This window comes from Pseudomonas sp. MRSN 12121 (assembly GCF_000931465.1).
In the GTDB taxonomy this organism is placed as follows: Bacteria; Pseudomonadota; Gammaproteobacteria; order Pseudomonadales; family Pseudomonadaceae; genus Aquipseudomonas.
In genome coordinates, this window is the sequence record NZ_CP010892.1 from 5,476,676 (window position 1) to 5,501,798 (window position 25,123).

Here is a 25,123-nt window from a genome sequence, read left to right on the forward strand (position 1 = left end):
TGCCGGATAATTGCCTAGTCTTCAGCTATGCACTCCGCCCTTACCGGCCACGAACATGACCGAGATTGTCCTCACGCTCATCAGCGCCGCCCTGATCAACAACTTCGTGTTGTATTGGCCGCTGGGCGTCGATCCGCTGTTGCAGGCCGGCACCGGATCGCGCCAGCGGGTGCACGCCCTGGGCATCGCCACCAGCGGCCTGATGCTGCTCTGCAGCCTGCTGGGCCATGGACTTTATCAATGGGTGCTGGTGCCGCTGGGCCTGACCGCGTTGCACCTGTTCGTGTTCCTGCCGTTGGCCGTGCTATTGATCGCACCGCTGCTCGGCCTGCTGGCCCGGCTGTTGCCCGGATTGCCGTTCGGCGGTCTCTGGCCCTTGCTGCTGGGCAATGCCGGCGTGCTCGGCGCCTTGCTGCTGGCGGCCGAAGCCAACCGGGGGCTCGCCTATAGCGCTGCCCTGGGCCTGGGTGCGGGCCTTGGTTTCTGGCTGGTGTCGAGCCTGTTCGACGACCTGCGCCAGCGTACTCTCAACAACGATGTGCCCCTGCCCTTTCGTGGCCTGCCGATCGACCTGATCAGCGCCGGCCTGATGGCGGTGGCGTTTCTCGGTTTCAACGGACTGCTCAAGACATGAGTCTGATTCAACGCATCGACGCCCTGCTGCCGCAGACCCAATGCGGCAAATGCGGCCATGCCGGATGCAAGCCCTACGCCGAAGGCATCGCCCGTGGCGAGGCGATCAACAAGTGCCCGCCCGGCGGCGACGAGACCATTGCCGGCCTGGCCAGGCTGCTGAACGTGCCGGTGGTAGAGCTGGATATCAGCCGCGGCCCGGCGCCGGCCCAGGTGGCCTTCATCCGCGAGGCCGAATGCATCGGTTGCACCAAGTGCATCCAGGCCTGCCCGGTGGATGCCATCGTCGGTGCGGCCAAGCAGATGCACAGCGTCCTGGTCGACGAATGCACCGGTTGCGACCTCTGCGTGGCGCCGTGCCCGGTGGACTGCATCGAGATGCACCCGCTGCCCCGCGGCACGGTCGTGGCGATCGTCGGTGGCCTGGCCACCAGCCCCGAAGAACAACGCGCCAGGACCGCCAAGCGCGATCATGCACGACTGCGTTTCGAGCGCCGCAACGCCCGGCTGGAACGCGAAGAACAACGCAAGCAGGTCGAGCGCGCCGCGCGGGCGCAGCGGGCCGAGCAACCCGGCACCGGCAGCGCGAACCCGGTACAGGCCGCCATCGAGCGGGTACGGGCGCAAAAAGCCGCTGCGGTGGATGCGGCGGTGAAAAAAGCCAAGATCGACCTGGCGATGAGCCGGGCCCAGTTGAACAAATCGCTGAAAGCCTTCGGCCATCCGCCCACCTTCGAGCAGCAGGCGCAACTGATTGTCCTGCAACGCCAGTTCGAAGCCGCCGAACAGGCCCTCGCCCAACTCGAAAACACAGTAGAAACGGTTGCCGCTCCAGCTCCTGCCAAGGACGCCGAGCTCAAGCGGGCGAAGATCCAGCTGGCCATGCGGCGCGCGGAACTGAAAAAAGCCCAGGACAACCAGGCGCCGGCCGAGCAACTGGCCAGTCTCGCCCAGACGCTGAAGGACGCGGAGCAGGCCCTGCACCAAGCCGAGGAGGCCTGCGGCAAGCCGGCGCCCGATCTCGTGCGGGTCGAGAAGCGCCCGATCGACGCGCGCCTGCGGCAGTTGAAAACCGAGCTGGCTTACGCCCGAGCAGAAGTCAGCAAGCTGGAACGTCACGGCGACACCCCAGCGGCGCAACTGGCCGAGGCCCGCGAGCGACTGGCCGAAGCCGAGCGCCAGGTACACGCCCATGACGCCCCTTGAACAACCGGACGAACGCCTGCGCCACGCCATGCGGCGGGTCCTGCTGGCGACCCTGCCGGGGTTGCTGGCACTGGTCTGGTGGTTTGGCTGGGGCGTCCCGATCAACCTGCTGCTGGCTACTGTCACCGCCCTCGCCGTCGAGGCCGCGGTACTCAGGCTGCGCGGCTGGCCATGGCGGCCGTTTCTTGGCGATGGCAGCGCGCTGGTCAGCGCTACGCTGCTCGCCCTGGCCCTGCCGCCATATTGCCCATGGTGGCTGACCGTCGGCGCGGCCGCCGGCGCCTTGCTGTTCGGCAAGCACCTGTATGGCGGGGTCGGCAAGAACCCGTTCAACCCGGCCATGCTCGGCTATGCCCTGGTGCTGGTGTCGTTTCCGCAGCAAATGACCCACTGGCCCGCGCCCCATGGCCTGGACCTGCTGGCGGGCCTGCAACAGGTCTTCGGCATCTCCGGCAGCGCCCCCGACGCCTGGGCCCAGGCCACGGCACTCGACAGCCTGCGGATCGACAAGAGCCTGACCATCGATGAACTCTTCGCCGGTAACGGCGCTTTCGGCCATGTCGGCGGCCGGGGCGTGGAATGGATCAACCTGGCCTTTCTGGCCGGTGGCGCCTTCTTGTTGCAGCAACGGGTATTCAGCTGGCACGCGCCGGCCGGCATGCTCGGCAGCCTGTTCGTCATCAGCCTGCTGTGCTGGAACGGCTCCGGGTCCGACTCCCACGGCTCGCCGGTTTTCCATCTGCTGACGGGCGCGACCATGCTCGGCGCGTTCTTTATCGTCACCGAGCCGGTTTCCGGCCCCCGAAGCGCCAGGGCCCGCCTGCTGTTCGGCGCTGGCGTCGGCCTGCTGACCTACCTGATCCGCACCTGGGGCGGCTACCCGGACGGCGTCGCCTTCGCGGTGCTGCTGATGAACCTCGCGGTCCCGGCCCTGGAACGCCTGGCCGCCGCGCCCCGCGAGCCGTCCCTGCCATGAGCCGCGCAACGGGCCTGGGCATGCTGCTCCTGCTGGCGGTGGGCGGCGCCTGCGGTACGTTCTTCGTCCAGCAGGTCACAGCGCCGCGTATCGAGTGCGAACAACGCGCCATCCAGGCCCGCGAGCTGTTGCAGATCCTGCCGGCCGAGAGCTACGACAACCAGCCGCTGGATCATCCCCTGCCCCTGGATAACGTGCCGCTGGACCACAGCACGCTGCTCGGCGGTTACCGCGCCAGCCGCAACGGCCAAGCCAGCGCCGTGCTGCTGCGCAGCCAGGTCAGCGGCTATGGCGGCCCGATCGAACTGCTGATCGCGATCACCGCCGATGGCAAGCTGCTGGGCAGCAAACCGCTGAGACACGCCGAGACACCCGGGCTGGGCGCGCGCATCGCCGAACGCCCCGGCGCCTGGCTGCAAGGGTTTATCGGTAAGTCCCTGGAAGATCCGGGCGACGCGGGCTGGGGCCTGAAAAAGGACCACGGTCAATTCGACCAGATGGCGGGGGCGACCATCACCTCACGGGCCGTGATCGATGGGATCCACGACAGCCTGCGCTACTTCGACGCGCATCGTGAGCAACTGCTGGGAAATCCTGCCCATGAATAAGTCGTCGCCCCTGGGCCAATCGCTGATGCTGGCGCCGCTGATCGGCGCCAGCGACTCGCTGGTCAAGGCCCTCGGCCTGGGCCTGGCGTTCCTCGGCGTGGGCTGCGTGTTCGGCCTGTGCCTGAATGTCCTGCGCCCACGCCTGACTGGCCAGGGCCGGCTGCTCGCCAGTATCCTGCTCAGCGCCACGCTCACCAGTTGCGCGATACTCGTCGCCCAGGCCTGGGCCCTGGAACTGCAACGACAACTGGCCCTGTACCTGGGCCTGATCGCCGTGCAATGCGTGGTGCTGGAGCATCAGGATTTTTTCCGGCAGCCCGCACGCTTTCGTTTCGCCGCCCGGTTCTGCCTGTTGCTGATCGCTCTCGGCGCCCTGCGCGAGGCACTCGGCCACGGCCACATCGGCCAGCACCTGCCGTGGCTGCTGGGCATCACCGACGTCGACTGGCCGGGCTGGGCCCTGGCTTCGCCAGGTGGCTTGCACCTGCTGACGCTCGCCCCCGGCGGTTTTATCCTGCTGGGGTTGCTGCTGGCCGCGAGGCAAGCCTGGACCGCCTCTTCACACCGATCGCCTTCAAGGAAATGACTCACCCATGAATGCCGCAAAACGCCTGGAAATTTTCCGCAGGCTGCACGAAGACAATCCGGAACCGAAAACCGAACTGGCCTACTCGTCGCCCTTCGAGCTGCTGATTGCCGTGATCCTCTCGGCGCAGTCCACCGACGTCGGGGTCAACAAAGCCACGGCCAAGCTGTTCCCGGTGGCCAATACGCCGGCCGCCATCCACGCCCTGGGTGTCGAGGGGCTGTCCGAGTACATCAAGACCATCGGCCTGTACAACAGCAAGGCGAAAAACGTCATCGAGACCTGTCGCCTGCTGGTGGAACGACACAACGGCGAAGTCCCGCAGACCCGGGAAGAACTCGAAGCCTTGCCGGGCGTTGGCCGCAAAACCGCCAACGTGGTGCTCAACACCGCTTTCCGCCAACTGACCATGGCGGTCGACACGCATATCTTCCGGGTGAGCAATCGCACGGGTCTGGCTCCGGGAAAGAATGTTGTGGAGGTGGAACACAAGCTGATGAAGTTCGTGCCCAAGGAGTTTCTGCTCGACTCTCACCACTGGCTGATCCTGCATGGCCGCTATGTGTGCCTGGCCCGCAAGCCGCGTTGCGGAAGCTGTCGAATCGAGGACCTGTGCGAATACAAGCACAAGACCTCCGACGATTGAGCAATTATTGATTTCGATGATGGGTCGATTGAAAAAATCTTTTTTACCAGTCCTGAGAATATCGATATAAGGAGCGCCAATGGCAGTATCAGCCTGGAGTTGACCTTATGAGTACTGGCAAAGAACAACTGGACGTAGAAGACGACTTCGTCGCCGTTGAAACCGAAGATGCCGAGCCTGTGGTAGAGGTAGCCAAGACCAACTTGAGCAAACGTCGGACCATCGACAACCTCCTGGAGGAGCGGCGCTTGCAAAAGCAATTGGCCGATTACGACTTTGATCTCTAGTAACAAAAAGCCTCCTTTCACGGAGGCTTTTTTGTTACGCCCCATTCTCCTGCAGCAACCTGGCATTCAAGCCAGCCGCCATCAGCAGGCCTTCATGCCAACTGATGGCGCTTGGCGAACTCGATCAGGTCCACCAGCGAGCGAGCATTGAGTTTGCCCAACAAGCGCCTCTTGTAGGTGCTGACCGTCTTGCTGCTCAAACACAGGCCTTCGGCAATTTCCTTGTTGGTCTGGCCTCCGGCAAGTTGCTTCAAGACCATGAGTTCCCGGCCGGAAAGGCTCGACAGCATGCCCTCCTCGCTGGCGATGCCCAGGCTCGAGCGCAGGGTATGCAAGGCTTCGTTGGGAAAGTAGCTGTAGCCGGCCAATACCGCCCTGACGGCACTGATCAATTCGGTGATGTCCTGTTCCTTGCACACATAACCCGCCGCGCCCGCCTGCATGCAGCGCATGGAAAAAGGACCGGGTACTTGCAGGCTCAATACCAGTACTTTGGTCGGCATGGATTTCGAGGCGAGTCGGGCAATAACTTCCAGGCCATCGAGCCTGGGAATACCAATATCAAGAATAAGGATGTCCGGAACATGTTCATAAGACAGTTTCAGGGCATCCATGCCATTGTCCGCCTCGGCAACAACTTCAAAGCCATGACGCTCCATCAGCATGCGCACGGCCAGACGAGTGACGGGATGATCATCTACGATCAAAACTTTCTTCATGGGTAAGTCCAGAGTTCGCTATTGGTTTTAAGCCAGCACCATAACCCAGTCATTTGACCCGTGGCATGGCCAGCCCCAGTGCCAGCAGCGCCCAGAGAAGTTCCTTACAAGCAATACGGATTTGCCTTACAAGTTTTTTTAATGAAGTTGCCGATATATTAAAGTTCGCCTCCCCGCCTACACTTCGTATTGAAGAAAACATACAAAGGAACGTCAGATAAGCCTTGAGACAATCAATGACTGAAATGACTTAACCAGGCACTTGTCGGCTTTAAACAATTAATCATCCGGCATAAAAAAGCCCCGCTCATGGCGGGGCTCTTTCAAACGACCACAGGTATCAGGACAGTGTCCGGCCCTTGTTGGCTGCGATACGCATGCGCAGGGCGTTGAGCTTGATGAAGCCCGCCGCGTCCGCCTGGTTGTAGGCACCGCCATCTTCCTCGAAGGTCGCGATGTTGGCGTCGAACAACGACTGGTCGGACTTGCGACCGGTGACGATCACATTGCCCTTGTACAGCTTCAGGCGAACCACGCCGTTCACATGAGCCTGGGAAGCGTCGATCATCTGTTGCAGCATCAGGCGCTCCGGGCTCCACCAGTAGCCGGTGTAGATCAGGCTGGCGTACTTGGGCATCAGCTCGTCTTTCAGGTGAGCCACTTCGCGATCCAGGGTGATCGATTCGATCGCCCGGTGAGCGCGCAGCATGATGGTGCCGCCCGGGGTTTCATAGCAGCCGCGGGACTTCATGCCGACATAGCGGTTTTCCACGATGTCCAGGCGGCCGATGCCGTTTTCGCCGCCGATGCGGTTCAGGGTAGCCAGCACGGTGGCCGGAGTCATCTCGACGCCGTCGATCGCCACGATGTCGCCGTTGCGGTAGGTCAGCTCGATGTAGGTCGGGGTATTGGGAGCCTTCTCCGGGGAGACGGTCCAGCGCCACATGTCTTCTTCGTGCTCGGTCCAGGTGTCTTCCAGCACGCCGCCTTCATAGGAGATGTGCAGCAGGTTGGCATCCATCGAGTACGGGGATTTCTTCTTGCCGTGACGCTCGATCGGGATCGCGTGCTTCTCGGCGTAGTCCATCAGTTTCTCGCGGGACAGCAGGTCCCACTCACGCCAGGGAGCGATCACTTTCACGCCTGGCTTCAGGGCGTAGGCGCCCAGTTCGAAACGAACCTGGTCGTTACCCTTGCCGGTGGCGCCGTGGGAAATGGCGTCGGCGCCGGTTTCATTGGCGATTTCGATCAGGCGCTTGGCGATCAGCGGACGAGCGATGGAAGTACCCAACAGGTACTCACCTTCGTAGACGGTGTTGGCGCGGAACATCGGGAAGACGAAATCGCGAACGAACTCTTCGCGCAGGTCGTCGATATAGATCTCTTTCACGCCCATGGCTTGCGCCTTGGCACGTGCAGGTTCGACCTCTTCGCCCTGACCCAGGTCAGCGGTGAACGTCACCACTTCACAGTTATAAGTATCCTGCAGCCACTTGAGGATCACCGAAGTGTCCAGGCCGCCGGAATACGCCAGAACGACCTTGTTTACGTCCGCCATGCCATCACTCCACGGGGTTCTACGGAAAGCCGTCGAGTTTACCGATCAATGCGGAAAATTTACAGAGGCGCGACAGCTTATGACGATGAAGCGACAGATTATGTCGAGCGAGCGACGACGATAGCCGTCTCAGGAAGTCGCCGCGGCGTTGGCGGGAGCCGTCGCCTGGGGAGCCGGTTTTTCCACCACCGGGACTCGCTCGAGCTGCACATTCACCCGACGGTTCTTCGCTCGGTTCGCGGCATTGGTATTGGGCGCCAACGGGTAGCGTTCGCCATGGAAGCGCATCTCGATCTGCGATTCGGGAATGCCGTTGGCCTTGAAGAACTCCATGACCGCCAACGCCCGGCGGCGCGACAGGTCACGGTTGGTCAAGCGATTGCCGCTGTTGTCCGAATGGCCGTCGAGCTGAATGTGATTGACCGTCGGATCGGCCTTGAGGAACTCGAGCATCACCTGCAACTTCGCCTTGGCCTTGGCATCCAGATCGATACCGCCCCCGGGAAAGCCGACCTCCGATTGCCTGACCTGATCGAAATTCATCGGCAGCAACTTGGCGACACAGCGCTGATAGTCGCCATAAGCCTTGCTGAACTTGACCGGCAGCAGGCGCACCTCGGACACCCCGCCCTCGCGGGAATAATGGCGAACCACCGGGCTGCGGCCATCTATCAGCCCGCCGATCAGTCGCCCGGCCTGTAGTTGCGAGCTGTTGAACAGCACATCACCACTGCCGAGCCGCACCGCCCCCAGGTTGATGTCGCCACGTCCCGGCTGCCACGGCGCGGCGGCCGCGAGCAGCGTGGCCGAACCGCCGGCGAGCATCGGGTTATAAGTCTTGAGGCGGAATGTCGCCTGCTCACCCGCGCGGCGCACGAACTCCCCGGAACCGAAATCGGTGATCGGCTGGCTCAGACGACACTCGAACTTGTCGCCTTCGACCGTCCACTCAATGCTCTCCAGACGGGTCTGGAAAGTCAGCGCCATCGCGGGAAAGCTGACAAACACACTGAGCAAGGCTAGATAACGCTGGCGCACGGGAGGCTCCACTGACTTGTACATCACGAAAATCGACATGCCTGTTTACGGCATACCTTCGGGATATCGGAAGCTTCACGCAAAACTTGATAGCGAGTGCCTGCAAGAGTCTTTTCCGGTAGCATTCACCGGAGTTTGACCCGCCTGGAACCCCCCAATGTCCGACCGCCTGACCCTGCTGCGTCCCGACGACTGGCATATTCATCTTCGCGATGGTGCCGTGTTGACCAATACTGTCGCGGATGTCGCGCGTACCTTTGGTCGCGCCATCATCATGCCTAACCTGGTACCTCCGGTGCGCAATGCCGCTGAAGCCGACGCCTATCGCCAGCGCATCCTCGCTGCACGGCCGGCCGGCAGCCGCTTCGAACCGCTGATGGTGCTCTACCTGACCGACCGCACCCAGCCCGACGAAATCCGTGCGGCCAAGGCCAGCGGTTTCGTCCATGCCGCCAAGCTCTACCCGGCCGGGGCGACCACCAACTCGGACTCGGGCGTCACCAGCATCGACAAGATCTTCCCGGCGCTGGAAGCCATGGCCGAAGTCGGCCTGCCGCTGCTGATCCATGGCGAAGTCACCCGCGGCGAAGTCGATGTGTTCGACCGCGAGAAGCTGTTCATCGACGAGCACATGCGCCGTGTCGTCGAACGCTTCCCGACGCTCAAGGTGGTGTTCGAGCACATCACCACCCGTGAAGCCGTGCAGTTCGTCAACGAGGCCTCGGCCAACGTCGGCGCGACCATCACCGCCCATCACTTGCTGTACAACCGCAACCACATGCTGGTCGGCGGGATTCGCCCGCATTTCTATTGCCTGCCGATCCTCAAGCGCAACGTGCACCAGGACGCGCTGCTCGAGGCCGCCACCAGCGGCAGCCAGAAGTTCTTCCTCGGCACCGACTCGGCGCCCCATGCCCAGCATGCCAAGGAAGCCGCCTGCGGCTGTGCCGGCTGCTATACCGCGTACGCCGCGATCGAGCTGTATGCCGAGGCATTCGAGCAGCGCAATGCGCTGGACCAGCTGGAAGCCTTCGCCAGCCTCAACGGCCCGCGCTTCTACGGCCTGCCCGCCAACACCGATCGCATCACCCTGGTCCGTGAAGAATGGACCGCCCCTGCCAGCCTGCCTTTCGGCGAGCTGACTGTCATCCCGCTGCGCGCCGGTGAAAAACTGCGCTGGCGCCTGCTGGAGGAACACGCGTGAGTGAAGACCATTTCGACGACGAGCAGGACGGCCAAGGCGGTGGTGGCTCGCGTCATCCAATGGCGGCACGCTTTCGCGGTTACCTGCCCGTAGTGGTCGACGTTGAAACCGGTGGTTTCAACTCGGCCACCGATGCCCTGCTGGAAATTGCCGCGACCATCATCGGCATGGATGAAAAGGGTTTCGTGTTCCCGGAGCACACCCTGTTTTTCCGCGTGGAGCCCTTCGAGGGCGCCAACATCGAGCCGGCGGCGCTGGAGTTCACCGGCATCAAGCTCGATCACCCACTGCGCATGGCCGTCAGCGAGGAAACCGCGCTGAACGATATCTTCCGCAGCGTACGCAAGGCCCTGAAGGCCAATGGTTGCAAGCGCGCGATCCTGGTCGGGCACAACAGCAGCTTCGACCTGGGCTTCCTCAACGCGGCGGTCGCGCGGCTGGACATGAAACGCAACCCGTTCCATCCGTTCTCCAGCTTCGATACCGCAACGCTCGCTGGCCTGGCTTACGGCCAGACCGTGCTGGCCAAGGCGTGCCAGGCCGCCGACATCGACTTCGATGGCCGTGAAGCGCATTCCGCCCGCTACGACACCGAGAAAACCGCCGACCTGTTCTGCGGCATCGTCAATCGCTGGAAGGAAATGGGCGGTTGGGAAGACTTCGACGACTGATCCCGTCGTTGATCCACGCGCATAAAAAAACCGGCCCTGGGGCCGGTTTTTTTATGCGTGAAGCGCGGCTTACAGCTTGCCGGCGTTCTCGCTCAGGTAAGCAGCAACGCCTTCTGGCGAAGCGGTCATGCCCTTGTCGCCCTTCTTCCAGTTGGCAGGGCAGACTTCGCCGTGCTCTTCGTGGAACTGCAGAGCGTCGACCAGGCGGATCAGCTCTTCCATGTTACGACCCAGTGGCAGGTCGTTGACGATCTGCGAACGCACGACGCCCTTGTCGTCGATCAGGAACGCGCCACGGAAAGCCACGCCGCCTTCGGACTCTACGTCGTAGGCCTTGGCGATGTCGTGCTTCATGTCGGCAGCCATGATGTACTGCACCTGACCGATGCCGCCGGCATTGATCGGGGTGTTGCGCCAGGCGTTGTGAGTGAAGTGCGAGTCGATCGAAACCGCGATCACTTCCACGTTGCGCGCCTTGAAGTCAGCCATGCGGTGGTCCAGGGCGATCAGCTCGGACGGGCAGACGAAGGTGAAGTCCAGCGGGTAGAAGAACACCAGGCCGTATTTGCCTTTGATGGCCGAGGACAGGGTGAAGCTGTCGACGATTTCGCCATTGCCCAGGACAGCTGGAACGGTGAAATCAGGGGCTTGTTTGCCTACGAGTACGCTCATTGGATATCTCCTTGTGTGATCGGATGAAGATGAGACCCCGTCCAGTCTGACGCCGCCAGGCGACAGCCCTGTGACGCGATCCCGCTTCGTAAGGACCGCCCATCATACACCTCGTCCTTGAGCTGTCCTTAGTGGTTTTTCGCTCAGCCGGGCCCGGGCAGCCAAAAACCATCCCATTGGAACGCCCCGCCGCCAGGCTGGAAAAACCGTTCGTCTGCCCGAAACAAGTTCGATTAAAAGCTCGGGGAAACCACTTTGACAATCATTCTCGTTAACATTAAGATCCGTCGCATTGAGCCATAACCCAGCGACGGTTCTCACTTATGTATGTCTGCCTTTGCACTGGCGTCACCGACGGACAAATCCGCGATGCAATCTACGACGGCTGCTGCAGCTATCGTGAAGTACGCCAGGCGACCGGCGTTGCCAGTCAATGCGGAAAGTGTGCCTGCCTGGCCAAGCAGGTCGTTCGTGAAACACTGACCGAACTGCAAAGCAGCCAGCCCGCGATTCCTTATCCCGTAGAATTTAATGCCGCGTAATTAACAGCATTTAAAACAGCCGGACTTCATGTCCGGCTTTTTTATGCCTGTAATTCAATCGCTTAGCGTCAAAACGCAGAACACAAACATTCTTATTCCGATTAATTTTCATATATTATTCAATAACTTAGGTTTGACACCCATGATTGTGCGGCTCAGACTCTGCCCCTATACCGCTAATTACAGGGCAGGACCCCATCATGAAAGGCGACATCACAGTCATCCAGCATCTCAACAAGATCCTTGCCAATGAACTGGTCGCGATCAATCAGTACTTCCTGCATGCACGCATGTATGAAGACTGGGGCCTGAACAAGCTGGGCAAACACGAGTATCACGAGTCCATCGACGAGATGAAGCATGCGGACAAGCTGATCAAGCGCATCCTCTTCCTCGAAGGCCTGCCAAACGTCCAGGACCTGGGCAAGCTGCACATCGGCGAACACACCAAGGAAATGCTCGAGTGCGACCTGCGCATCGAACGCACCGGCCACGCCGACCTGAAGGCCGCCATCGCCCACTGCGAGTCGGTTGGCGACTTCGGTAGCCGCGAGCTGCTGGAAGACATCCTGGAGTCGGAAGAAGAACATATCGACTGGCTGGAAACCCAGTTGGGCCTGATCGATAAAGTCGGCCTGGAAAACTACCTGCAATCGCAGATGGGCGACGAGTAACTCTTCGCCACAATAAAAAAGCCCCGCCTCTCTTACGAGGGCGGGGCTTTTTTATTGCGTGGATAAAACCACGCAACGTACGGGCGCGAACCTGTCGCGCCCGCAACGGGCGAATCAGGCTTCGGTCTTGGCGGCGGCTTTTTCAGCGGCGGCCTTGATCAGGGTCTGCAACTCACCATTGGCGAACATCTCGGCCATGATATCGCTGCCGCCGACCAGCTCACCCGCTACCCACAGTTGCGGGAAAGTAGGCCAGTTGGCGTATTTAGGCAGGTTGGCGCGGATTTCCGGGTTCTGCAGGATGTCCACGTAAGCGAACTTCTCGCCACACCCCATCACGGCCTGAGCGGCTTTCGCGGAGAAGCCGCACTGTGGGGCATTCGGCGAACCTTTCATGTAAAGCAGAATGGTGTTGTTGGCAATCTGCTCTTTAATAGTTTCGATGATATCCATGGAGCACCTCGGCTGAACTTTCCGACTCTGTTGTCGACACGGTGGCGCATTGTAACGGAAAGCCGAGCACCATGCTCGGCCTCTCCGACAGACTCCTCAGGCCGCCTCCACCTTCACCGGCACGCCATTGAGCGCCGCATTGCCCGACAGCTCGTCCAGCTGGCGCTCGTCGGTCAGGTCATTGGCGCTCGATCCCGGCTGCGCCATGGCGATGCTCATCTGCACGCCCGGCCGCCCATGCCCCCAGCCGTGGGGCAGGCTGACCACGCCGGGCATCATCTCGCTGCTGGCCAGGACCTCCACCTCGATCGCCCCGACCCGCGAACTGACTCGCACGCGCTGCCCGTCGGTCAAGCCGCGGCGATCCAGGTCATCGGGGTGCATCAGCAACTGATGCCGTGGCTTGCCCTTCACCAGCCGATGGTAGTTGTGCATCCACGAGTTATTGCTGCGTACATGACGCCGGCCGATCATCACCAGTTCGTCGGCCTCGGGCGCCCGTAGCGTGGCAAAGCGCTCGAGGTCCGCCATGATCGCCGCCGGAGCGGCCTGCACCCGACGGTTCTCGGTTTTCAGGCGCGCCGCCAGGTTGGGACCGAGCGGCCCCAGGTCGATCCCATGGGGATGATCGGCCAGCGTCGCCACTGACAGCTTGAACGCGGACGCTTCGCCATACCGGCCTGCCCGCAGCCCTCTGTCGACCATCTGCGCCGGCGGCAGGGTCGGCTTGAGTTCCTTGCCGGTGCGCGCGGCGAAGGCCCTGGCCAGGCCGACGAAGATTTCCCAGTCATGCAGCGCTCCCTCAGGCTTGGGCAGGATCGCCCGGTTGAAGCGACTGACATTGCGCACCGCGAACATATTGAAGGTGGTGTCGTAATGATCGTTTTCCAGCGCCGAGGTCGACGGCAGGATCAGATCCGCGTAACGCGTGGTTTCGTTGATATACAGGTCGACGCTGACCATGAACTCCAGGCCGTCCAGGGCCTGTTCCAGCTGCCGCCCGTTGGGCGTGGACAGCACCGGGTTGCCGGCCACCGTGATCAGCGCCTGGACCTGGCCGGCCCCTTCGGTCAGCATCTCTTCGGCCAGCGCCGACACCGGCAGTTCGCCACCATACTCCGGACGCCCGGAAACCCGGCTTTGCCAGGCATTGAAGTGCCCACCCGAGGTCGCCGCCACCAGGTCCACCGCGGGCTCGGTGCACAAGGCCCCGCCGACCCGATCGAGATTCCCGGTCACCAGGTTGAGCAACTGCACCAACCAGTGGCAAAGGGTGCCGAACGACTGCGTGGACACCCCCATGCGGCCGTAACACACGGCCTTGTCTGCCGCGGCGAAATCCCGCGCCAGCTGGCGGATCCGCGGCGCCGGCACCGAACACAACGGGCTCATGGCTTCGGCGCTGAAGCCGGCGACGGCCTGGCGTACTTGCTCCAGGCCGTCCACCGGCAAATGAGTGTCGCGCCCCAGGCCTTCCTCGAAGATCGTCTGCAGCATGCCGAACAGCAGCGCCACGTCGCCTCCCGGGCGAATGAACACATGCTGGTCGGCCATCGCCGCCGTCTCGCTCCGGCGCGGATCGACCACTATCACTTTGCCGCCTCGCGCCTGGATCGCCTTCAGCCGCTTCTCCACATCCGGCACCGTCATGATGCTGCCGTTGGAGGCCAGCGGGTTGCCGCCGAGGATCAGCATGCAATCGGTGTTATCGATATCCGGGATCGGCAGCAGCAACCCGTGGCCGTACATCAGGTAACTGCTCAAATGCTGCGGCAGCTGGTCCACCGACGTGGCGGAAAAACGGTTGCGGGTCTTCAACAGGCCGAGGAAGTAGTTGCTGTGGGTCATCAGCCCGTAGTTGTGCACGCTGGGATTGCCCTGGTAGACCGCCACCGCATCGCTGCCATGGCGCTCCTGGATCGCCGCCAGCCGCTCGGCCACCAGGTCGAAAGCCTCGTCCCACTCCATGGCCTGCCATTCGCCACCGACCCTGCGCATGGGTTGGCGCAGCCGGTCCGGATCGTTCTGGATATCCTGCAGCGCCACGGCCTTGGGGCAGATGTGGCCACGACTGAAGCTGTCCTGGGCATCGCCCTTGATCGACGTTATCCGCGGGCCGGCGCCGTCGAGGTCGGTGGTTTCGATGGTCAAGCCGCAGATGGCTTCGCACAGGTGGCAGGCACGGTGGTGGAGAGTCTTGGTCATGGCCAGTCTCTGTTTTATTCGGGCGGCCAGCGTCAGGCCGCGGGAACAAAACTATGCTGCCGGACCGGCATCGGCGCCAGAGACGTTCGTCTTGTGAATCGACCGGCATCAAGCCAGCCGATGGCTCAACTGGAAGGCAGCCGGGGAGGATCGTCCTGATGCGCGACGGGCGTCATGCCGTCCAGCGGAGCCTGCTCGCCCTCCGCCCCATTGAACTCAGCGAGCAATCGCCAGTGCTCGTCCAGGTTGCTGCTGATGCTCAACATGCGCTCGATCATCTGGCGCGCGGCGTTACGCGTCACGCTGTCTTCGCTGCGCAACAACTCGAAAGACATCGAGGTGATGGAAGCGGTCAGGTCGGTCAGGGTGCGCGTGGTCAACCCCAACAAGGTCTTCAGTTGCTGTTCTTTCGATTCCATTCCAAGCACTTCCCTGTTGCCGGTGCGCCTTTATAACCTCAGCCTTCTGCCTCGGGAAAGGTTTCAGGCCAGGGACCTCAAGCGCAGGGTATGACGACGCTTCGGGGCCTGGCGCCCGCCCTAGGCCAATGCTCGCAGAAAACCCTGGAGGGAAATGCCAAGTCGCGCCAACCAGATGCCAGATAGCGGCGTGTGGCGGGAGCCGCGTTGCAAAGCGGCCGAGGCGCAGTGTAAAAAGGGGGCCTGCTCGCCCGGCACCCGGGGGAGCAACGCCCCGCACAGCGGCGCATGCCGATCTGGCAGAGCCCCTGGTTGAACAGGGTGAAAGCCCGGATACCAAGCCTACTATTGGTAAGACGCGACATTTAATTATAAGATCGCGCCTTCCCCTATTTCGTCGCCCCGTGCGGCTTTCGCCGCAGGTCTCGCCCGTTTCTCGATTAAACAAGGCTTTGAGTATCTGCGGTCTGTTGCAAAAAGGTAGTTAATGATGAGCGCAAGGCACTTTCTCTCCCTGATGGATTGCACGCCCGAAGAGCTGGTCAGCGTGATTCGTCGAGGCATCGAGCTGAAGGACCTGCGTAATCGCGGCGTACTCTTCGAGCCCCTGAAAAACCGCGTTCTCGGGATGATTTTCGAGAAGTCCTCTACCCGCACCCGTCTTTCCTTCGAGGCCGGCATGATTCAGCTCGGCGGCCAGGCGATCTTCCTGTCCCCACGGGATACCCAGCTGGGCCGTGGCGAACCGATCAGCGACTGCGCGATCGTGATGTCGCGCATGCTCGATGCGGTGATGATCCGTACCTTTGCCCACAGCACCCTGACCGAGTTCGCGGCCAACTCCCGCGTACCGGTGATCAATGGCCTGTCCGACGACCTGCATCCGTGCCAGTTGCTGGCGGACATGCAGACCTTCCTCGAACACCGCGGCTCGATCCAGGGCAAGACCGTGGCCTGGATCGGCGACGGCAACAACATGTGCAACAGCTATATAGAAGCGGCGATCCAGTTCGACTTCCAACTGCGCATCGCCTGCCCCGAAGGCTACGACCCCAACCCTGAATTCGTCGCCCGCGCCGGCGACCGGGTGAGCATCGTGCGCGATCCGAAAGACGCGGTCATCGGCGCCCATCTGGTGAGCACCGATGTCTGGACTTCCATGGGCCAGGAAGAAGAAACCGCCGAGCGCCTCAAGCTGTTCGCGCCGTTCCAGGTCAGTCGTGCCCTGCTCGACCTGGCCGCCGAGGATGTGCTGTTCATGCACTGCCTGCCCGCCCACCGCGGCGAAGAAATCAGCCTCGATCTGCTGGACGACCCACGCTCCGTGGCATGGGACCAGGCAGAAAACCGTCTCCACGCACAGAAGGCCCTGCTCGAGTTTCTGGTCGAGCCGGCGTACCACCACGCATGAGCCAGTCACTGCTGCTCAACCTGCGCAACCTCGCCTGCGGCTATCAGGACCAGCGGGTCGTACAGAACCTCAACCTGCACCTCAACGCCGGTGATATCGGCTGCCTGCTCGGCTCTTCCGGTTGCGGCAAGACCACCACCCTGCGCGCGATTGCCGGCTTCGAACCGGTGCACGAAGGGGAGATCCAGCTGGCCGGGGAGACCATTTCCAGCGCCGGTTTCACCCTGGCCCCGGAACGGCGGCGAATCGGCATGGTGTTCCAGGACTACGCCCTGTTCCCCCACCTTTGCGTGGCGGACAACATCGCCTTCGGCATCCGCAAGCATCCACAGAAGCAGCGGGTCGTCGAAGAGATGCTGGAACTGGTCAACCTGAAGAACCTCGGCAAACGCTTCCCCCACGAGCTGTCCGGTGGCCAGCAGCAACGGGTCGCCCTGGCCCGGGCACTGGCGCCGGAACCGCAGTTGCTGCTGCTCGACGAACCCTTCTCCAACCTCGACGGCGAATTGCGCCGCAAGCTCAGCCACGAGGTCCGCGACATCCTCAAGGCGCGGGGCACCAGCGCGATTCTGGTCACGCACGACCAGGAAGAAGCCTTTGCCGTCAGCGACCACGTCGGTGTGTTCAAGGAAGGACGCCTGGAACAGTGGGACACCCCGTACAACCTCTATCACGAACCGCTGACGCCGTTCGTGGCGAGCTTTATCGGCCAGGGATATTTCATTCGCGGCCAGCTGGACAGTCCGGAGTCGGTGCAGACCGAGCTGGGCGTGCTGCGCGGCAATCGCGCCTACACCTGGCCAGCCGGCGGCGCGGTGGATGTCCTGCTACGTCCGGACGATATCGTCTACGCCCCGGACAGCGCCCTCAAGGCGCGGATCGTCGGCAAGAGCTTCCAGGGCGCGTCGACCCTGTACCGCCTGCAACTGCCGACCGGCAGCCAGCTGGAATCGATCTTCCCGAGCCATGCCGACCATCAGGTAGGAGCCGACGTGGGGATCCGCGTGGCCGCCGAGCACCTGGTGCTGTTCCAGGCCTCCGGCAGCACCGCGGCCCAGCTGCCGCAAAGCGAATCGGGCGTTCGTCGCTACAGCGGCGCCCGTTGATCGACCCGGAGCCGGTGCGCCGGCTCCGCTGTCCTCTTCTACCCCACCTGCCCCACACCACAGCCCAGCGCGGCGCGGCGCGCTGAATCAGTCGCGACCGATATCGGCGAATGTCGCCTGGGTGTGTTCGGCCAATACCGCGGCGGCAAGCTCCACCTCCAGCCCGCGCCGACCGGCGCTGACGAAAATGCTGGCAAAGGGTTGGGCACTGTTATCGATAAAGGTGCGCAGGCGCTTTTTCTGCCCCAGCGGGCTGATCCCGCCCAACAGGTAGCCCGTGGCCCGTTGCGCCGCGGCCGGGTCGGCCATCTCGGCCTTCTTCACCCCAGCGGCATGGGCCAGCGCCTTGAGATCGAGGCTTCCGACGACTGGAACCACTGCCACCAGCAACTCCCCTTTTTCACTGCTGGCCAATAGCGTCTTGAACACCTGCGCCGGATCGAGGCCCAGCTTTTCCGCTGCCTCCAGGCCATAGGACGCGGCCTTGGGGTCGTGTTCGTAACTGTGCACACGATGTTCGGCGCGAACTTTCTTCAGCAGATCCAGTGCAGGGGTCATGGCAACTCCATTGGCGGGAAAACGAATGAGGAAGGTGCCGGCGATTCTAGGATATCCGTCGGAAAAAGGCTCTATTCCCGCGCCCTTCACAACCACCTCGACTATCACCGAGGCCGCGCCGGCCGGGACTTTTGCCCAGAACCGCTGCGCCCTGCGCAAGATCATTCATACAACTGATAGTTATTAAATGACCAATGGTTCACTTTCGACCTTTGACAGCAATCTTTCTTGTCTATATTTTTTCGTTTGCGAATATCATGTACCGGATTCAACGTCGTACCCAGCAGTGAGCCGAGACCGGGATGGGGATCCCGCCAAGGCTGGAAATCGCGACCAGAGCCATCCAGGCCGGCGCCAGACAACAACAAAAACCGAGGTTTTCAATGACAACTGCGCTACAACAACCGTCGCTCTCCGGCCAATGCATGGCCGAATTCCTGGGTACCGCCTTGTTGATCTTCTTCGGCACCGGTTGCGTCGCCGCGCTCAAGGTCGCGGGCGCCAGCTTTGGCCTGTGGGAAATCAGCATCATCTGGGGGATCGGCGTCAGCATGGCGATCTACCTCACCGCCGGCGTTTCCGGCGCGCACCTCAATCCCGCCGTCAGCATCGCGCTGTGCATCTTTGCCGATTTCGAAAAACGCAAACTGCCGTTCTATATCTTCTCCCAGGTCGCCGGCGCCTTCTGCGCGGCGCTGCTGGTCTACACCCTGTACAGCAACCTGTTCTTCGATTACGAACAGGCTCATCAGATGGTCCGCGGCTCCCAGGCCAGCCTCGAACTGGCGTCGGTGTTTTCCACCTACCCCAACCCGGCCCTGTCCACCGCCCAGGCCTTCCTGGTCGAAGTGGTGATTACCGCGATCCTGATGGGCGTGATCATGTCCCTGACCGACGACAATAATGGCCTGCCGCGCGGCCCTATGGCTCCCTTGCTGATCGGCCTGCTGATTGCCGTGATCGGCAGCGCCATGGGCCCATTGACCGGTTTCGCGATGAACCCGGCGCGGGATTTTGGCCCTAAACTGATGACATTCTTCATGGGCTGGGGCGAGGTGTCCTTTACCGGCGGGCGCGATATTCCGTATTTCCTGGTGCCGATTTTCGCGCCGATCCTTGGCGCCTGCCTCGGCGCCGTGGCCTATCGCGGGTTGATCGCACGCCACCTGCCCGCCGCTGTTCCCGCACCCACGGATGCCAAGCAAGCCATTGACGGCAAAGTAAGAACTTCTTGAAACCGGCGGCACGGGGTCCTGCCCACTACCGATCCCGCGCCCTCAGCCCACTTCCTTATTTTCGTCCAAGGCAATCGACATGACCGACATCCAGAATAAGAACTACATCATTGCCCTCGATCAGGGTACGACCAGCTCGCGCGCGATCATCTTCGATCGCGATGCCAACGTCGTCTGCACCGCCCAGCGTGAATTCGCCCAGCATTACCCGCAAGCCGGCTGGGTCGAGCACGACCCGATGGAAATCTTCGCCACCCAGAGCGCGGTGATGGTCGAGGCCCTGGCCCAGGCCGGCCTGCACCATGACCAGGTCGCCGCCATCGGCATCACCAACCAGCGTGAAACCACCGTGGTCTGGGACAAGACCACCGGCCGGCCGATCTATAACGCCATCGTCTGGCAGTGCCGTCGCAGCACCGAGATCTGCCAGCAGCTCAAGCGCGACGGCCTGGAAGAGTACATCCGCGACACCACCGGCCTGGTCACCGACCCGTACTTCTCCGGCACCAAGCTGAAGTGGATCCTCGACAACGTCGAAGGCAGCCGCGAACGCGCGCGCAACGGCGAACTGCTGTTCGGCACCGTCGACAGCTGGCTGATCTGGAAATTCACCGGCGGCAAGACCCACGTCACCGACTACACCAACGCCTCGCGCACCATGCTCTTCAATATCCACACCCTGGAGTGGGACGCGAAGATGCTGGACGTGCTGGATATCCCCCGGGAAATGCTGCCGGAGGTGAAGTCGTCCTCGGAAATCTACGGCCGCACCAAGAGCGGCATCGCCATTGGCGGCATCGCCGGCGACCAGCAGGCCGCGCTGTTCGGCCAGATGTGCGTGGAGCCGGGCCAGGCGAAGAACACCTATGGCACCGGCTGCTTCCTGTTGATGAACACCGGCGACAAGGCGGTCAAGTCCAAGCACGGCATGCTCACCACCATCGCCTGCGGGCCGCGCGGCGAAGTGGCTTACGCCCTGGAAGGCGCTGTGTTCAACGGCGGCTCCACCGTACAGTGGCTGCGCGACGAGCTGAAGATCATCAACGACGCCCACGACACCGAATACTTCGCCGGCAAGGTCAAGGACAGCAACGGCGTCTATCTGGTCCCGGCCTTCACCGGCCTGGGCGCGCCCTACTGGGACCCTTATGCCCGTGGCGCACTGTTCGGCCTGACCCGTGGCGTGCGCGTGGATCACATCATCCGCGCCGCGCTGGAGTCGATCGCCTACCAGACCCGCGACGTCCTGGACGCCATGCAGCAAGACTCGGGCGAACGCCTCAAGGCCCTGCGCGTGGACGGTGGCGCAGTGGCCAACAACTTCCTCATGCAATTCCAGGCCGACATCCTCGGCACCCAGGTCGAGCGCCCGCAGATGCGCGAAACCACGGCCCTGGGCGCGGCCTACCTGGCGGGCCTGGCCTGCGGTTTCTGGGGCAGCCTGGAGGAGTTGCGCGGCAAGGCGCTGATCGAGCGCGAGTTCGCCCCGCAACTGGGCGAGGCCGAGAAGGAAAAACTCTACGCCGGCTGGAAAAAGGCCGTCAGCCGCACCCGCGACTGGGAACCGCACGAAGGCGCTGAATAAGCCAAGTCGCGGATTCGTATCGAGTTGTAACTGGTAGGGAGCACATTCCTGCGGCATCATGGGCAAATTTTGCACGGCAGCCCAAAGGACGCCCCATGAATCTGCCTCCCCGCCAGCAGCAAATCCTCGAGCTGGTCCGCGAACGCGGCTACGTCAGCATCGAGGAGATGGCCCAGCTGTTCGTCGTCACCCCGCAAACCATCCGCCGCGATATCAACCAGTTGGCGGAAGCCAATCTGTTGCGCCGCTACCACGGCGGCGCAGCCTACGATTCCAGTGTCGAAAACACCGCCTACGCGATGCGCGCCGACCAGATGCGCGACGAGAAACAACGCATCGGCGAAGCCATTGCCGCGCAAATCCCCGATCACGCCTCGCTGTTCATCAACATCGGTACCACCACCGAATCCATCGCCCGGGCGCTGCTCAACCACAGCCACCTGAAGATCATCACCAACAACCTGCATGTGGCCTCCATGCTCAGCGCCAAGGACGACTTCGACGTGCTGCTGACCGGCGGCAATGTGCGTCGCGATGGCGGCGTGGTCGGCCAGGCCAGCGTCGACTTCATCAACCAGTTCAAGGTCGACTTCGCCCTGGTCGGCATCAGCGGCATCGACGAAGACGGCAGCCTGCTGGATTTCGACTACCAGGAAGTGCGGGTTTCCCAGGCGATCATCGCCAACGCCCGGCAGGTGATCCTGGCCGCCGACTCAAGCAAGTTCGGACGCAACGCCATGATCCGCCTCGGCCCCATCAGCCTGATCGATTGCCTGGTCACCGACCAGCAGCCGGTTCCAGCCCTGACCCAGTTGCTGCAACAGCACAAGATCCGCCTGGAAGTCGTCTGATCCTGTAGCCCGTAGCCTGTAGCCGCTGCCTCGCCAGACCTCGGCAGCGGCTACATGGCGCGCGCCCTCCCTTGCCTGCCGTCCGTCCGACAATGTTCGTAAATTTTCCTTTCCCTGCCTTTCGATGAGTTTTTTCAATCGAAGTCGACTGGCTGTCGCCCGGTTTCTGCGCTACCATTTTCGCAAATGAACATTCATGTTCGATTTCAAATATCAAAAGAACACGAGGCCAGCCGATGCCCACTTCCACCTTGCCCGCGCCCCCTCTTGCCGAGATTTACGACATTGCCGTGATCGGCGGTGGGATCAATGGGGTCGGTATCGCCGCCGATGCCGCCGGACGCGGCCTGTCGGTGTTCCTTTGCGAAAAAGACGATCTGGCCAGCCACACCTCTTCGGCCAGCAGCAAGCTGATCCACGGCGGCCTGCGCTACCTCGAGCATTACGAATTCCGCCTGGTGCGCGAAGCCCTGGCCGAGCGCGAAGTGCTGCTGGCCAAGGCCCCGCACATCGTCAAGCCGATGCGTTTCGTCTTGCCGCACCGTCCGCACCTGCGTCCGGCCTGGATGATCCGTGCCGGCCTGTTCCTTTATGACCACCTGGGCAAGCGCGAAAAACTCGCCGGTTCCAAGAGCCTGAAGTTCGGCGCCGACAGCCCGTTGAAGGCCGAGATCAGCAAGGGTTTCGAATACTCCGATTGCTGGGTCGACGACGCCCGCCTGGTCGTCCTGAATGCCATGGCCGCCCGCGAAAAAGGCGCCCACGTGCACACCCAGACCCGCTGCGTCAGCGCCCGTCGCAGCAAGGGCATGTGGCACCTGCACCTGGAACGCGCCGACGGCAGCCTGTTCTCGATCCGCGCCAAGGCACTGGTGAACGCCGCCGGCCCGTGGGTCGCCAAGTTCATCAAGGACGACCTGAAGCTGGACTCGCCTTATGGCATCCGCCTGATCCAGGGCAGCCACCTCATCGTGCCGAAACTCTACGAAGGCGAGCACGCGCACATCCTGCAGAACGAGGACCAGCGCATTGTGTTCACCATTCCGTACCTGAATCACTTCACCCTGATCGGCACCACCGACCGCGAGTACACCGGCGATCCGGCGAAGGTGGCGATTACCGAGGGCGAAACCGACTACATCCTGAAAGTGGTCAACGCCCACTTCAAGAAACAGCTGGGCCGCCAGGACATCGTGCACACCTACTCCGGCGTGCGCCCGCTGTGCAACGACGAGTCCGACAACCCGTCGGCCGTGACTCGCGACTACACCCTGGCGCTGTCCGGCGGTACCGACGAGGCGCCACTGCTGTCGGTGTTCGGTGGCAAGCTGACCACCTACCGCAAGCTGGCCGAGTCGGCCATGGCCCAGTTGGCCCCCTTCTTCAAGGGCATCAAGCCGAGCTGGACCGCGCATTCGACCCTGCCCGGCGGCGAAGACATGAGCACACCGCAGGCGCTGGCCGAAGCGATTCGCCAGAAGTTCGACTGGATCCCCAGCGAAATCGCCCGTCGCTGGGCCACCAGCTATGGCAGCCGCACCTGGCGCCTGCTGGAAGGCGTGCACAGCCTGAGCGACCTGGGCGAACACCTGGGTGGCGGCCTGTACACCCGTGAAGTCGACTACCTGTGCAGCGAAGAATGGGCGGTCAACGCCCAGGACATCCTCTGGCGCCGCAGCAAGCTGGGGCTGTTCACCACCGCAGCCGAACAGGAGAACCTGCAGCAGTACCTGCAGAAGGTCGAGCAGAACCGGGCGAAGATCGAAGCCGCCTGATCGCCGCCCCCATAAAAAGCCCCCGCGCCGCACGGCCCGGGGGCTTTTTCATGCCCGCCGCTTTATGTAGGAGCGAGCGGACGGCGATCCGACTTGCCCGCGATGACGGCGCGACATTCGACATAGGTGTAGACAGTCGGATCGCTATCGCGAGCAAGCTCGCTCCTACAGGGGATAGGCCCGGCCTTGCTGGGCATTCGGTTTTCCGAACGCGACTTTCGGGTCGATTCGGATAACCGGATAAAGACTGCCGACAATCTCCGCCACAAATATTTAATAGCCTTTCAAATCAAGGCGTTGATACGGATTAGCTGGCCTGGCACGACTCATGCTCTACACTCTTCGACGAATGCCTGATGCGCCAACACTCATCAGGAGCCGTCAAGGCATTCGCTGTATAAGAGAGCCCGTCGAACTGGCTTCATAAAAAAAACAAATGTCGAGGAAATATTGATGCGCATCGTTCCCCATCTGTTGGGCGCAGCTATCGCTGCCGCTCTGATTAGCACTCCAGTGGTTGCCGCCGAACTCACCGGCACACTGAAGAAAATCAAAGACTCCGGCACCATCACCCTCGGACATCGCGACGCTTCCATCCCGTTCTCCTACATCGCGGATGCCTCCGGCGTTCCAGTCGGCTACTCCCACGACATCCAGCTGAAAATCGTCGAAGCCCTGAAAAAGGACCTCGACATGCCGGACCTCAAGGTCAAATACAACCTGGTGACCTCGCAGACCCGTATCCCGCTGGTGCAGAACGGCACCGTGGACGTCGAGTGCGGTTCCACCACCAACAACGTCGAGCGCCAGCAGCAGGTCGACTTCTCCGTCGGCATCTTCGAGATCGGCACCCGCCTGCTGTCCAAGAAAGATTCGCCTTACAAGGACTTCCCGGACCTGAAAGGCAAGAACGTGGTCACCACCGCGGGCACCACCTCCGAGCGCATCCTCAAGGCGATGAACGCCGACAAGCAGATGGGCATGAACGTGATCTCGGCCAAGGACCATGGCGAGTCCTTCCAGATGCTCGAAGGCGGCCGCGCCGTGGCCTTCATGATGGACGACGCGCTGCTGGCCGGTGAAATGGCCAAGGCTCGCAAACCGACCGACTGGGCCGTGACCGGCACCGCGCAATCCTATGAAATCTATGGCTGCATGGTGCGCAAGGGCGATGCCCCGTTCAAGAAAGCCGTGGACGACGCCATCGTCGCTACCTACAAGTCGGGCGAGATCAACAAGATCTACGACAAATGGTTCCAATCGCCGATCCCGCCAAAAGGCCTGAACCTGATGTTCCCGATGAGCGACGAGCTCAAGGCCCTGATCGCCAACCCGACCGACAAAGCGGCTGACGACAAAAAGTCCTGATTCCTGACTAACCTTGTCTCCCGAGGGGCCCGGCCCCTCGGGAGCCTGTCACTACCTGCTGGCATTTTTGGAAACACTCGAACCGGTGGTTGTCGAGCCGATCGTGTGTGCCTGGCCGTCATCCGGGCGGGAAAGGA

General features: G+C 62.1%; 26 protein-coding genes. 18 read left to right on the plus strand and 8 right to left on the minus strand.

All coding sequences use genetic code 11. From position 1 onward, the window contains the following. Positions 1-55 precede the first annotated feature (55 nt). The 7 genes from TO66_RS24815 (at position 56) to TO66_RS24845 (ending at position 4,942) form a co-directional block, all read left to right on the plus strand. On the plus strand, positions 56-634 hold the full coding sequence (locus TO66_RS24815; protein ID WP_044464754.1) for an Rnf-Nqr domain containing protein: 579 nt from the start codon (positions 56-58) through the stop codon (positions 632-634). Then, entirely contained in the window at positions 631-1,839 is a 1,209-nt protein-coding gene (rsxB, locus tag TO66_RS24820; RefSeq protein ID WP_044464755.1) for an electron transport complex subunit RsxB, read from the plus strand. The genes TO66_RS24815 and rsxB overlap by 4 nt, the downstream gene beginning before the upstream one ends. Beyond that, positions 1,826-2,815, plus strand: coding sequence for an RnfABCDGE type electron transport complex subunit D (locus TO66_RS24825; protein ID WP_044464756.1), 990 nt, complete (start codon positions 1,826-1,828; stop codon positions 2,813-2,815). Before rsxB ends, TO66_RS24825 begins: the two co-directional genes overlap by 14 nt. Further along, the gene (locus tag TO66_RS24830; protein ID WP_044464757.1) at positions 2,812-3,423 is read left to right on the plus strand and encodes an RnfABCDGE type electron transport complex subunit G; all 612 of its coding nucleotides are present in this window, start codon (positions 2,812-2,814) and stop codon (positions 3,421-3,423) included. Before TO66_RS24825 ends, TO66_RS24830 begins: the two co-directional genes overlap by 4 nt. Beyond that, entirely contained in the window at positions 3,416-4,009 is a 594-nt protein-coding gene (locus tag TO66_RS24835) for an Rnf-Nqr domain containing protein (protein ID WP_044464758.1), read from the plus strand. Before TO66_RS24830 ends, TO66_RS24835 begins: the two co-directional genes overlap by 8 nt. Positions 4,010-4,016: 7 nt before the next feature. Then, positions 4,017-4,655, plus strand: coding sequence for an endonuclease III (gene nth, locus TO66_RS24840; protein WP_044464759.1), 639 nt, complete (start codon positions 4,017-4,019; stop codon positions 4,653-4,655). Between the two features lie 107 nt (positions 4,656-4,762). After that, entirely contained in the window at positions 4,763-4,942 is a 180-nt protein-coding gene (locus TO66_RS24845; protein ID WP_044464760.1) for a PA3496 family putative envelope integrity protein, read from the plus strand. 92 nt (positions 4,943-5,034) lie between these two features. Here the strand turns inward: TO66_RS24845 and TO66_RS24850 are convergent, their stop codons facing one another. The 3 genes from TO66_RS24850 to TO66_RS24860 all read right to left on the minus strand — a co-directional run bounded on the left by TO66_RS24850 (position 5,035) and on the right by TO66_RS24860 (position 8,257). After that, entirely contained in the window at positions 5,035-5,661 is a 627-nt protein-coding gene (locus TO66_RS24850; protein WP_044464761.1) for a response regulator transcription factor, read from the minus strand. Between the two features lie 340 nt (positions 5,662-6,001). Next, positions 6,002-7,219: an argininosuccinate synthase gene (locus TO66_RS24855; RefSeq protein ID WP_044464762.1), complete on the minus strand. Its 1,218-nt coding sequence runs from the start codon at positions 7,217-7,219 to the stop codon at positions 6,002-6,004. Between the two features lie 129 nt (positions 7,220-7,348). Then, on the minus strand, positions 7,349-8,257 hold the full coding sequence (locus TO66_RS24860; RefSeq protein ID WP_044466154.1) for an OmpA family protein: 909 nt from the start codon (positions 8,255-8,257) through the stop codon (positions 7,349-7,351). Positions 8,258-8,414: 157 nt separating this feature from the next. On the opposite strand from TO66_RS24860, the gene pyrC reads away from it, so the two are divergent. After that, positions 8,415-9,461, plus strand: a complete 1,047-nt coding sequence (gene pyrC / locus TO66_RS24865) for a dihydroorotase (RefSeq protein ID WP_044464763.1) — start codon at positions 8,415-8,417, stop codon at positions 9,459-9,461. Next, complete coding sequence (gene rnt / locus TO66_RS24870) at positions 9,458-10,132, plus strand: ribonuclease T (RefSeq protein WP_044464764.1); 675 nt, start codon at positions 9,458-9,460, stop codon at positions 10,130-10,132. The genes pyrC and rnt overlap by 4 nt, the downstream gene beginning before the upstream one ends. Before the next feature lie 69 nt (positions 10,133-10,201). On the opposite strand, the gene TO66_RS24875 is transcribed toward rnt, so the two are convergent. Next, positions 10,202-10,804: a peroxiredoxin gene (locus tag TO66_RS24875; protein WP_007922432.1), complete on the minus strand. Its 603-nt coding sequence runs from the start codon at positions 10,802-10,804 to the stop codon at positions 10,202-10,204. Between the two features lie 323 nt (positions 10,805-11,127). On the opposite strand from TO66_RS24875, the gene TO66_RS32920 reads away from it, so the two are divergent. Continuing rightward, the gene (locus tag TO66_RS32920; RefSeq protein WP_081001588.1) at positions 11,128-11,346 is read left to right on the plus strand and encodes a bacterioferritin-associated ferredoxin; all 219 of its coding nucleotides are present in this window, start codon (positions 11,128-11,130) and stop codon (positions 11,344-11,346) included. A 200-nt stretch (positions 11,347-11,546) separates the two neighbouring features. Further along, positions 11,547-12,020: a bacterioferritin gene (gene bfr / locus TO66_RS24880; protein WP_009050554.1), complete on the plus strand. Its 474-nt coding sequence runs from the start codon at positions 11,547-11,549 to the stop codon at positions 12,018-12,020. 114 nt (positions 12,021-12,134) lie between these two features. Here bfr and grxD read toward each other — a convergent pair whose 3' ends face one another. The 3 genes from grxD to TO66_RS24895 all read right to left on the minus strand — a co-directional run bounded on the left by grxD (position 12,135) and on the right by TO66_RS24895 (position 15,097). Then, positions 12,135-12,473, minus strand: a complete 339-nt coding sequence (grxD, locus tag TO66_RS24885) for a Grx4 family monothiol glutaredoxin (protein WP_007922425.1) — start codon at positions 12,471-12,473, stop codon at positions 12,135-12,137. 96 nt (positions 12,474-12,569) lie between these two features. Further along, the gene (locus TO66_RS24890) at positions 12,570-14,678 is read right to left on the minus strand and encodes a molybdopterin oxidoreductase family protein (RefSeq protein ID WP_044464765.1); all 2,109 of its coding nucleotides are present in this window, start codon (positions 14,676-14,678) and stop codon (positions 12,570-12,572) included. A gap of 125 nt (positions 14,679-14,803) precedes the next feature. After that, a complete protein-coding gene (locus TO66_RS24895) occupies positions 14,804-15,097 on the minus strand; it encodes a hypothetical protein (protein WP_044464766.1) in 294 nt (97 codons plus the stop codon). A gap of 490 nt (positions 15,098-15,587) precedes the next feature. Between TO66_RS24895 and argF the strand changes: the two genes are divergently transcribed. Continuing rightward, the gene (argF, locus tag TO66_RS24900) at positions 15,588-16,508 is read left to right on the plus strand and encodes an ornithine carbamoyltransferase (protein ID WP_044464767.1); all 921 of its coding nucleotides are present in this window, start codon (positions 15,588-15,590) and stop codon (positions 16,506-16,508) included. Further along, the gene (locus TO66_RS24905) at positions 16,505-17,614 is read left to right on the plus strand and encodes an ABC transporter ATP-binding protein (RefSeq protein WP_044464768.1); all 1,110 of its coding nucleotides are present in this window, start codon (positions 16,505-16,507) and stop codon (positions 17,612-17,614) included. Before argF ends, TO66_RS24905 begins: the two co-directional genes overlap by 4 nt. A gap of 87 nt (positions 17,615-17,701) precedes the next feature. On the opposite strand, the gene ybaK is transcribed toward TO66_RS24905, so the two are convergent. Beyond that, entirely contained in the window at positions 17,702-18,172 is a 471-nt protein-coding gene (ybaK, locus tag TO66_RS24910; RefSeq protein ID WP_016703437.1) for a Cys-tRNA(Pro) deacylase, read from the minus strand. Between the two features lie 383 nt (positions 18,173-18,555). Between ybaK and TO66_RS24915 the strand changes: the two genes are divergently transcribed. The 5 genes from TO66_RS24915 to TO66_RS24935 all read left to right on the plus strand — a co-directional run bounded on the left by TO66_RS24915 (position 18,556) and on the right by TO66_RS24935 (position 24,986). Then, entirely contained in the window at positions 18,556-19,407 is an 852-nt protein-coding gene (locus TO66_RS24915) for an MIP/aquaporin family protein (protein WP_044464769.1), read from the plus strand. Positions 19,408-19,486: 79 nt separating this feature from the next. Continuing rightward, complete coding sequence (gene glpK / locus TO66_RS24920) at positions 19,487-20,992, plus strand: glycerol kinase GlpK (RefSeq protein ID WP_044464770.1); 1,506 nt, start codon at positions 19,487-19,489, stop codon at positions 20,990-20,992. A 95-nt stretch (positions 20,993-21,087) separates the two neighbouring features. After that, a complete protein-coding gene (locus TO66_RS24925; protein WP_044464771.1) occupies positions 21,088-21,843 on the plus strand; it encodes a DeoR/GlpR family transcriptional regulator in 756 nt (251 codons plus the stop codon). Between the two features lie 236 nt (positions 21,844-22,079). Next, the gene (gene glpD / locus TO66_RS24930; RefSeq protein ID WP_044464772.1) at positions 22,080-23,618 is read left to right on the plus strand and encodes a glycerol-3-phosphate dehydrogenase; all 1,539 of its coding nucleotides are present in this window, start codon (positions 22,080-22,082) and stop codon (positions 23,616-23,618) included. A 453-nt stretch (positions 23,619-24,071) separates the two neighbouring features. Further along, positions 24,072-24,986, plus strand: a complete 915-nt coding sequence (locus TO66_RS24935) for a glutamate/aspartate ABC transporter substrate-binding protein (RefSeq protein ID WP_044464773.1) — start codon at positions 24,072-24,074, stop codon at positions 24,984-24,986. Positions 24,987-25,123: the final 137 nt, after the last annotated feature.

What these genes read in the sequence shown, in the direction of transcription:
- pyrC (WP_044464763.1), top strand. Translation starts at nt 8,415, where the DNA reads ATGTCCGACCGCCTGACCCTGCTGCGTCCCGACGACTGGCATATTCAT.
- TO66_RS24905 (WP_044464768.1), top strand. Translation starts at nt 16,505, where the DNA reads ATGAGCCAGTCACTGCTGCTCAACCTGCGCAACCTCGCCTGCGGCTAT.
- TO66_RS24855 (WP_044464762.1), bottom strand. Translation starts at nt 7,219, where the DNA reads ATGGCGGACGTAAACAAGGTCGTTCTGGCGTATTCCGGCGGCCTGGAC.
- rsxB (WP_044464755.1), top strand. Translation starts at nt 631, where the DNA reads ATGAGTCTGATTCAACGCATCGACGCCCTGCTGCCGCAGACCCAATGC.
- nth (WP_044464759.1), top strand. Translation starts at nt 4,017, where the DNA reads ATGAATGCCGCAAAACGCCTGGAAATTTTCCGCAGGCTGCACGAAGAC.
- TO66_RS24815 (WP_044464754.1), top strand. Translation starts at nt 56, where the DNA reads ATGACCGAGATTGTCCTCACGCTCATCAGCGCCGCCCTGATCAACAAC.
- TO66_RS24850 (WP_044464761.1), bottom strand. Translation starts at nt 5,661, where the DNA reads ATGAAGAAAGTTTTGATCGTAGATGATCATCCCGTCACTCGTCTGGCC.
- grxD (WP_007922425.1), bottom strand. Translation starts at nt 12,473, where the DNA reads ATGGATATCATCGAAACTATTAAAGAGCAGATTGCCAACAACACCATT.
- TO66_RS24825 (WP_044464756.1), top strand. Translation starts at nt 1,826, where the DNA reads ATGACGCCCCTTGAACAACCGGACGAACGCCTGCGCCACGCCATGCGG.
- TO66_RS24890 (WP_044464765.1), bottom strand. Translation starts at nt 14,678, where the DNA reads ATGACCAAGACTCTCCACCACCGTGCCTGCCACCTGTGCGAAGCCATC.
- TO66_RS24845 (WP_044464760.1), top strand. Translation starts at nt 4,763, where the DNA reads ATGAGTACTGGCAAAGAACAACTGGACGTAGAAGACGACTTCGTCGCC.
- TO66_RS24875 (WP_007922432.1), bottom strand. Translation starts at nt 10,804, where the DNA reads ATGAGCGTACTCGTAGGCAAACAAGCCCCTGATTTCACCGTTCCAGCT.
- TO66_RS24925 (WP_044464771.1), top strand. Translation starts at nt 21,088, where the DNA reads ATGAATCTGCCTCCCCGCCAGCAGCAAATCCTCGAGCTGGTCCGCGAA.
- TO66_RS24835 (WP_044464758.1), top strand. Translation starts at nt 3,416, where the DNA reads ATGAATAAGTCGTCGCCCCTGGGCCAATCGCTGATGCTGGCGCCGCTG.
- TO66_RS24895 (WP_044464766.1), bottom strand. Translation starts at nt 15,097, where the DNA reads ATGGAATCGAAAGAACAGCAACTGAAGACCTTGTTGGGGTTGACCACG.
- TO66_RS24830 (WP_044464757.1), top strand. Translation starts at nt 2,812, where the DNA reads ATGAGCCGCGCAACGGGCCTGGGCATGCTGCTCCTGCTGGCGGTGGGC.
- bfr (WP_009050554.1), top strand. Translation starts at nt 11,547, where the DNA reads ATGAAAGGCGACATCACAGTCATCCAGCATCTCAACAAGATCCTTGCC.
- argF (WP_044464767.1), top strand. Translation starts at nt 15,588, where the DNA reads ATGAGCGCAAGGCACTTTCTCTCCCTGATGGATTGCACGCCCGAAGAG.
- TO66_RS24935 (WP_044464773.1), top strand. Translation starts at nt 24,072, where the DNA reads ATGCGCATCGTTCCCCATCTGTTGGGCGCAGCTATCGCTGCCGCTCTG.
- ybaK (WP_016703437.1), bottom strand. Translation starts at nt 18,172, where the DNA reads ATGACCCCTGCACTGGATCTGCTGAAGAAAGTTCGCGCCGAACATCGT.
- glpK (WP_044464770.1), top strand. Translation starts at nt 19,487, where the DNA reads ATGACCGACATCCAGAATAAGAACTACATCATTGCCCTCGATCAGGGT.
- TO66_RS24915 (WP_044464769.1), top strand. Translation starts at nt 18,556, where the DNA reads ATGACAACTGCGCTACAACAACCGTCGCTCTCCGGCCAATGCATGGCC.
- TO66_RS32920 (WP_081001588.1), top strand. Translation starts at nt 11,128, where the DNA reads ATGTATGTCTGCCTTTGCACTGGCGTCACCGACGGACAAATCCGCGAT.
- glpD (WP_044464772.1), top strand. Translation starts at nt 22,080, where the DNA reads ATGCCCACTTCCACCTTGCCCGCGCCCCCTCTTGCCGAGATTTACGAC.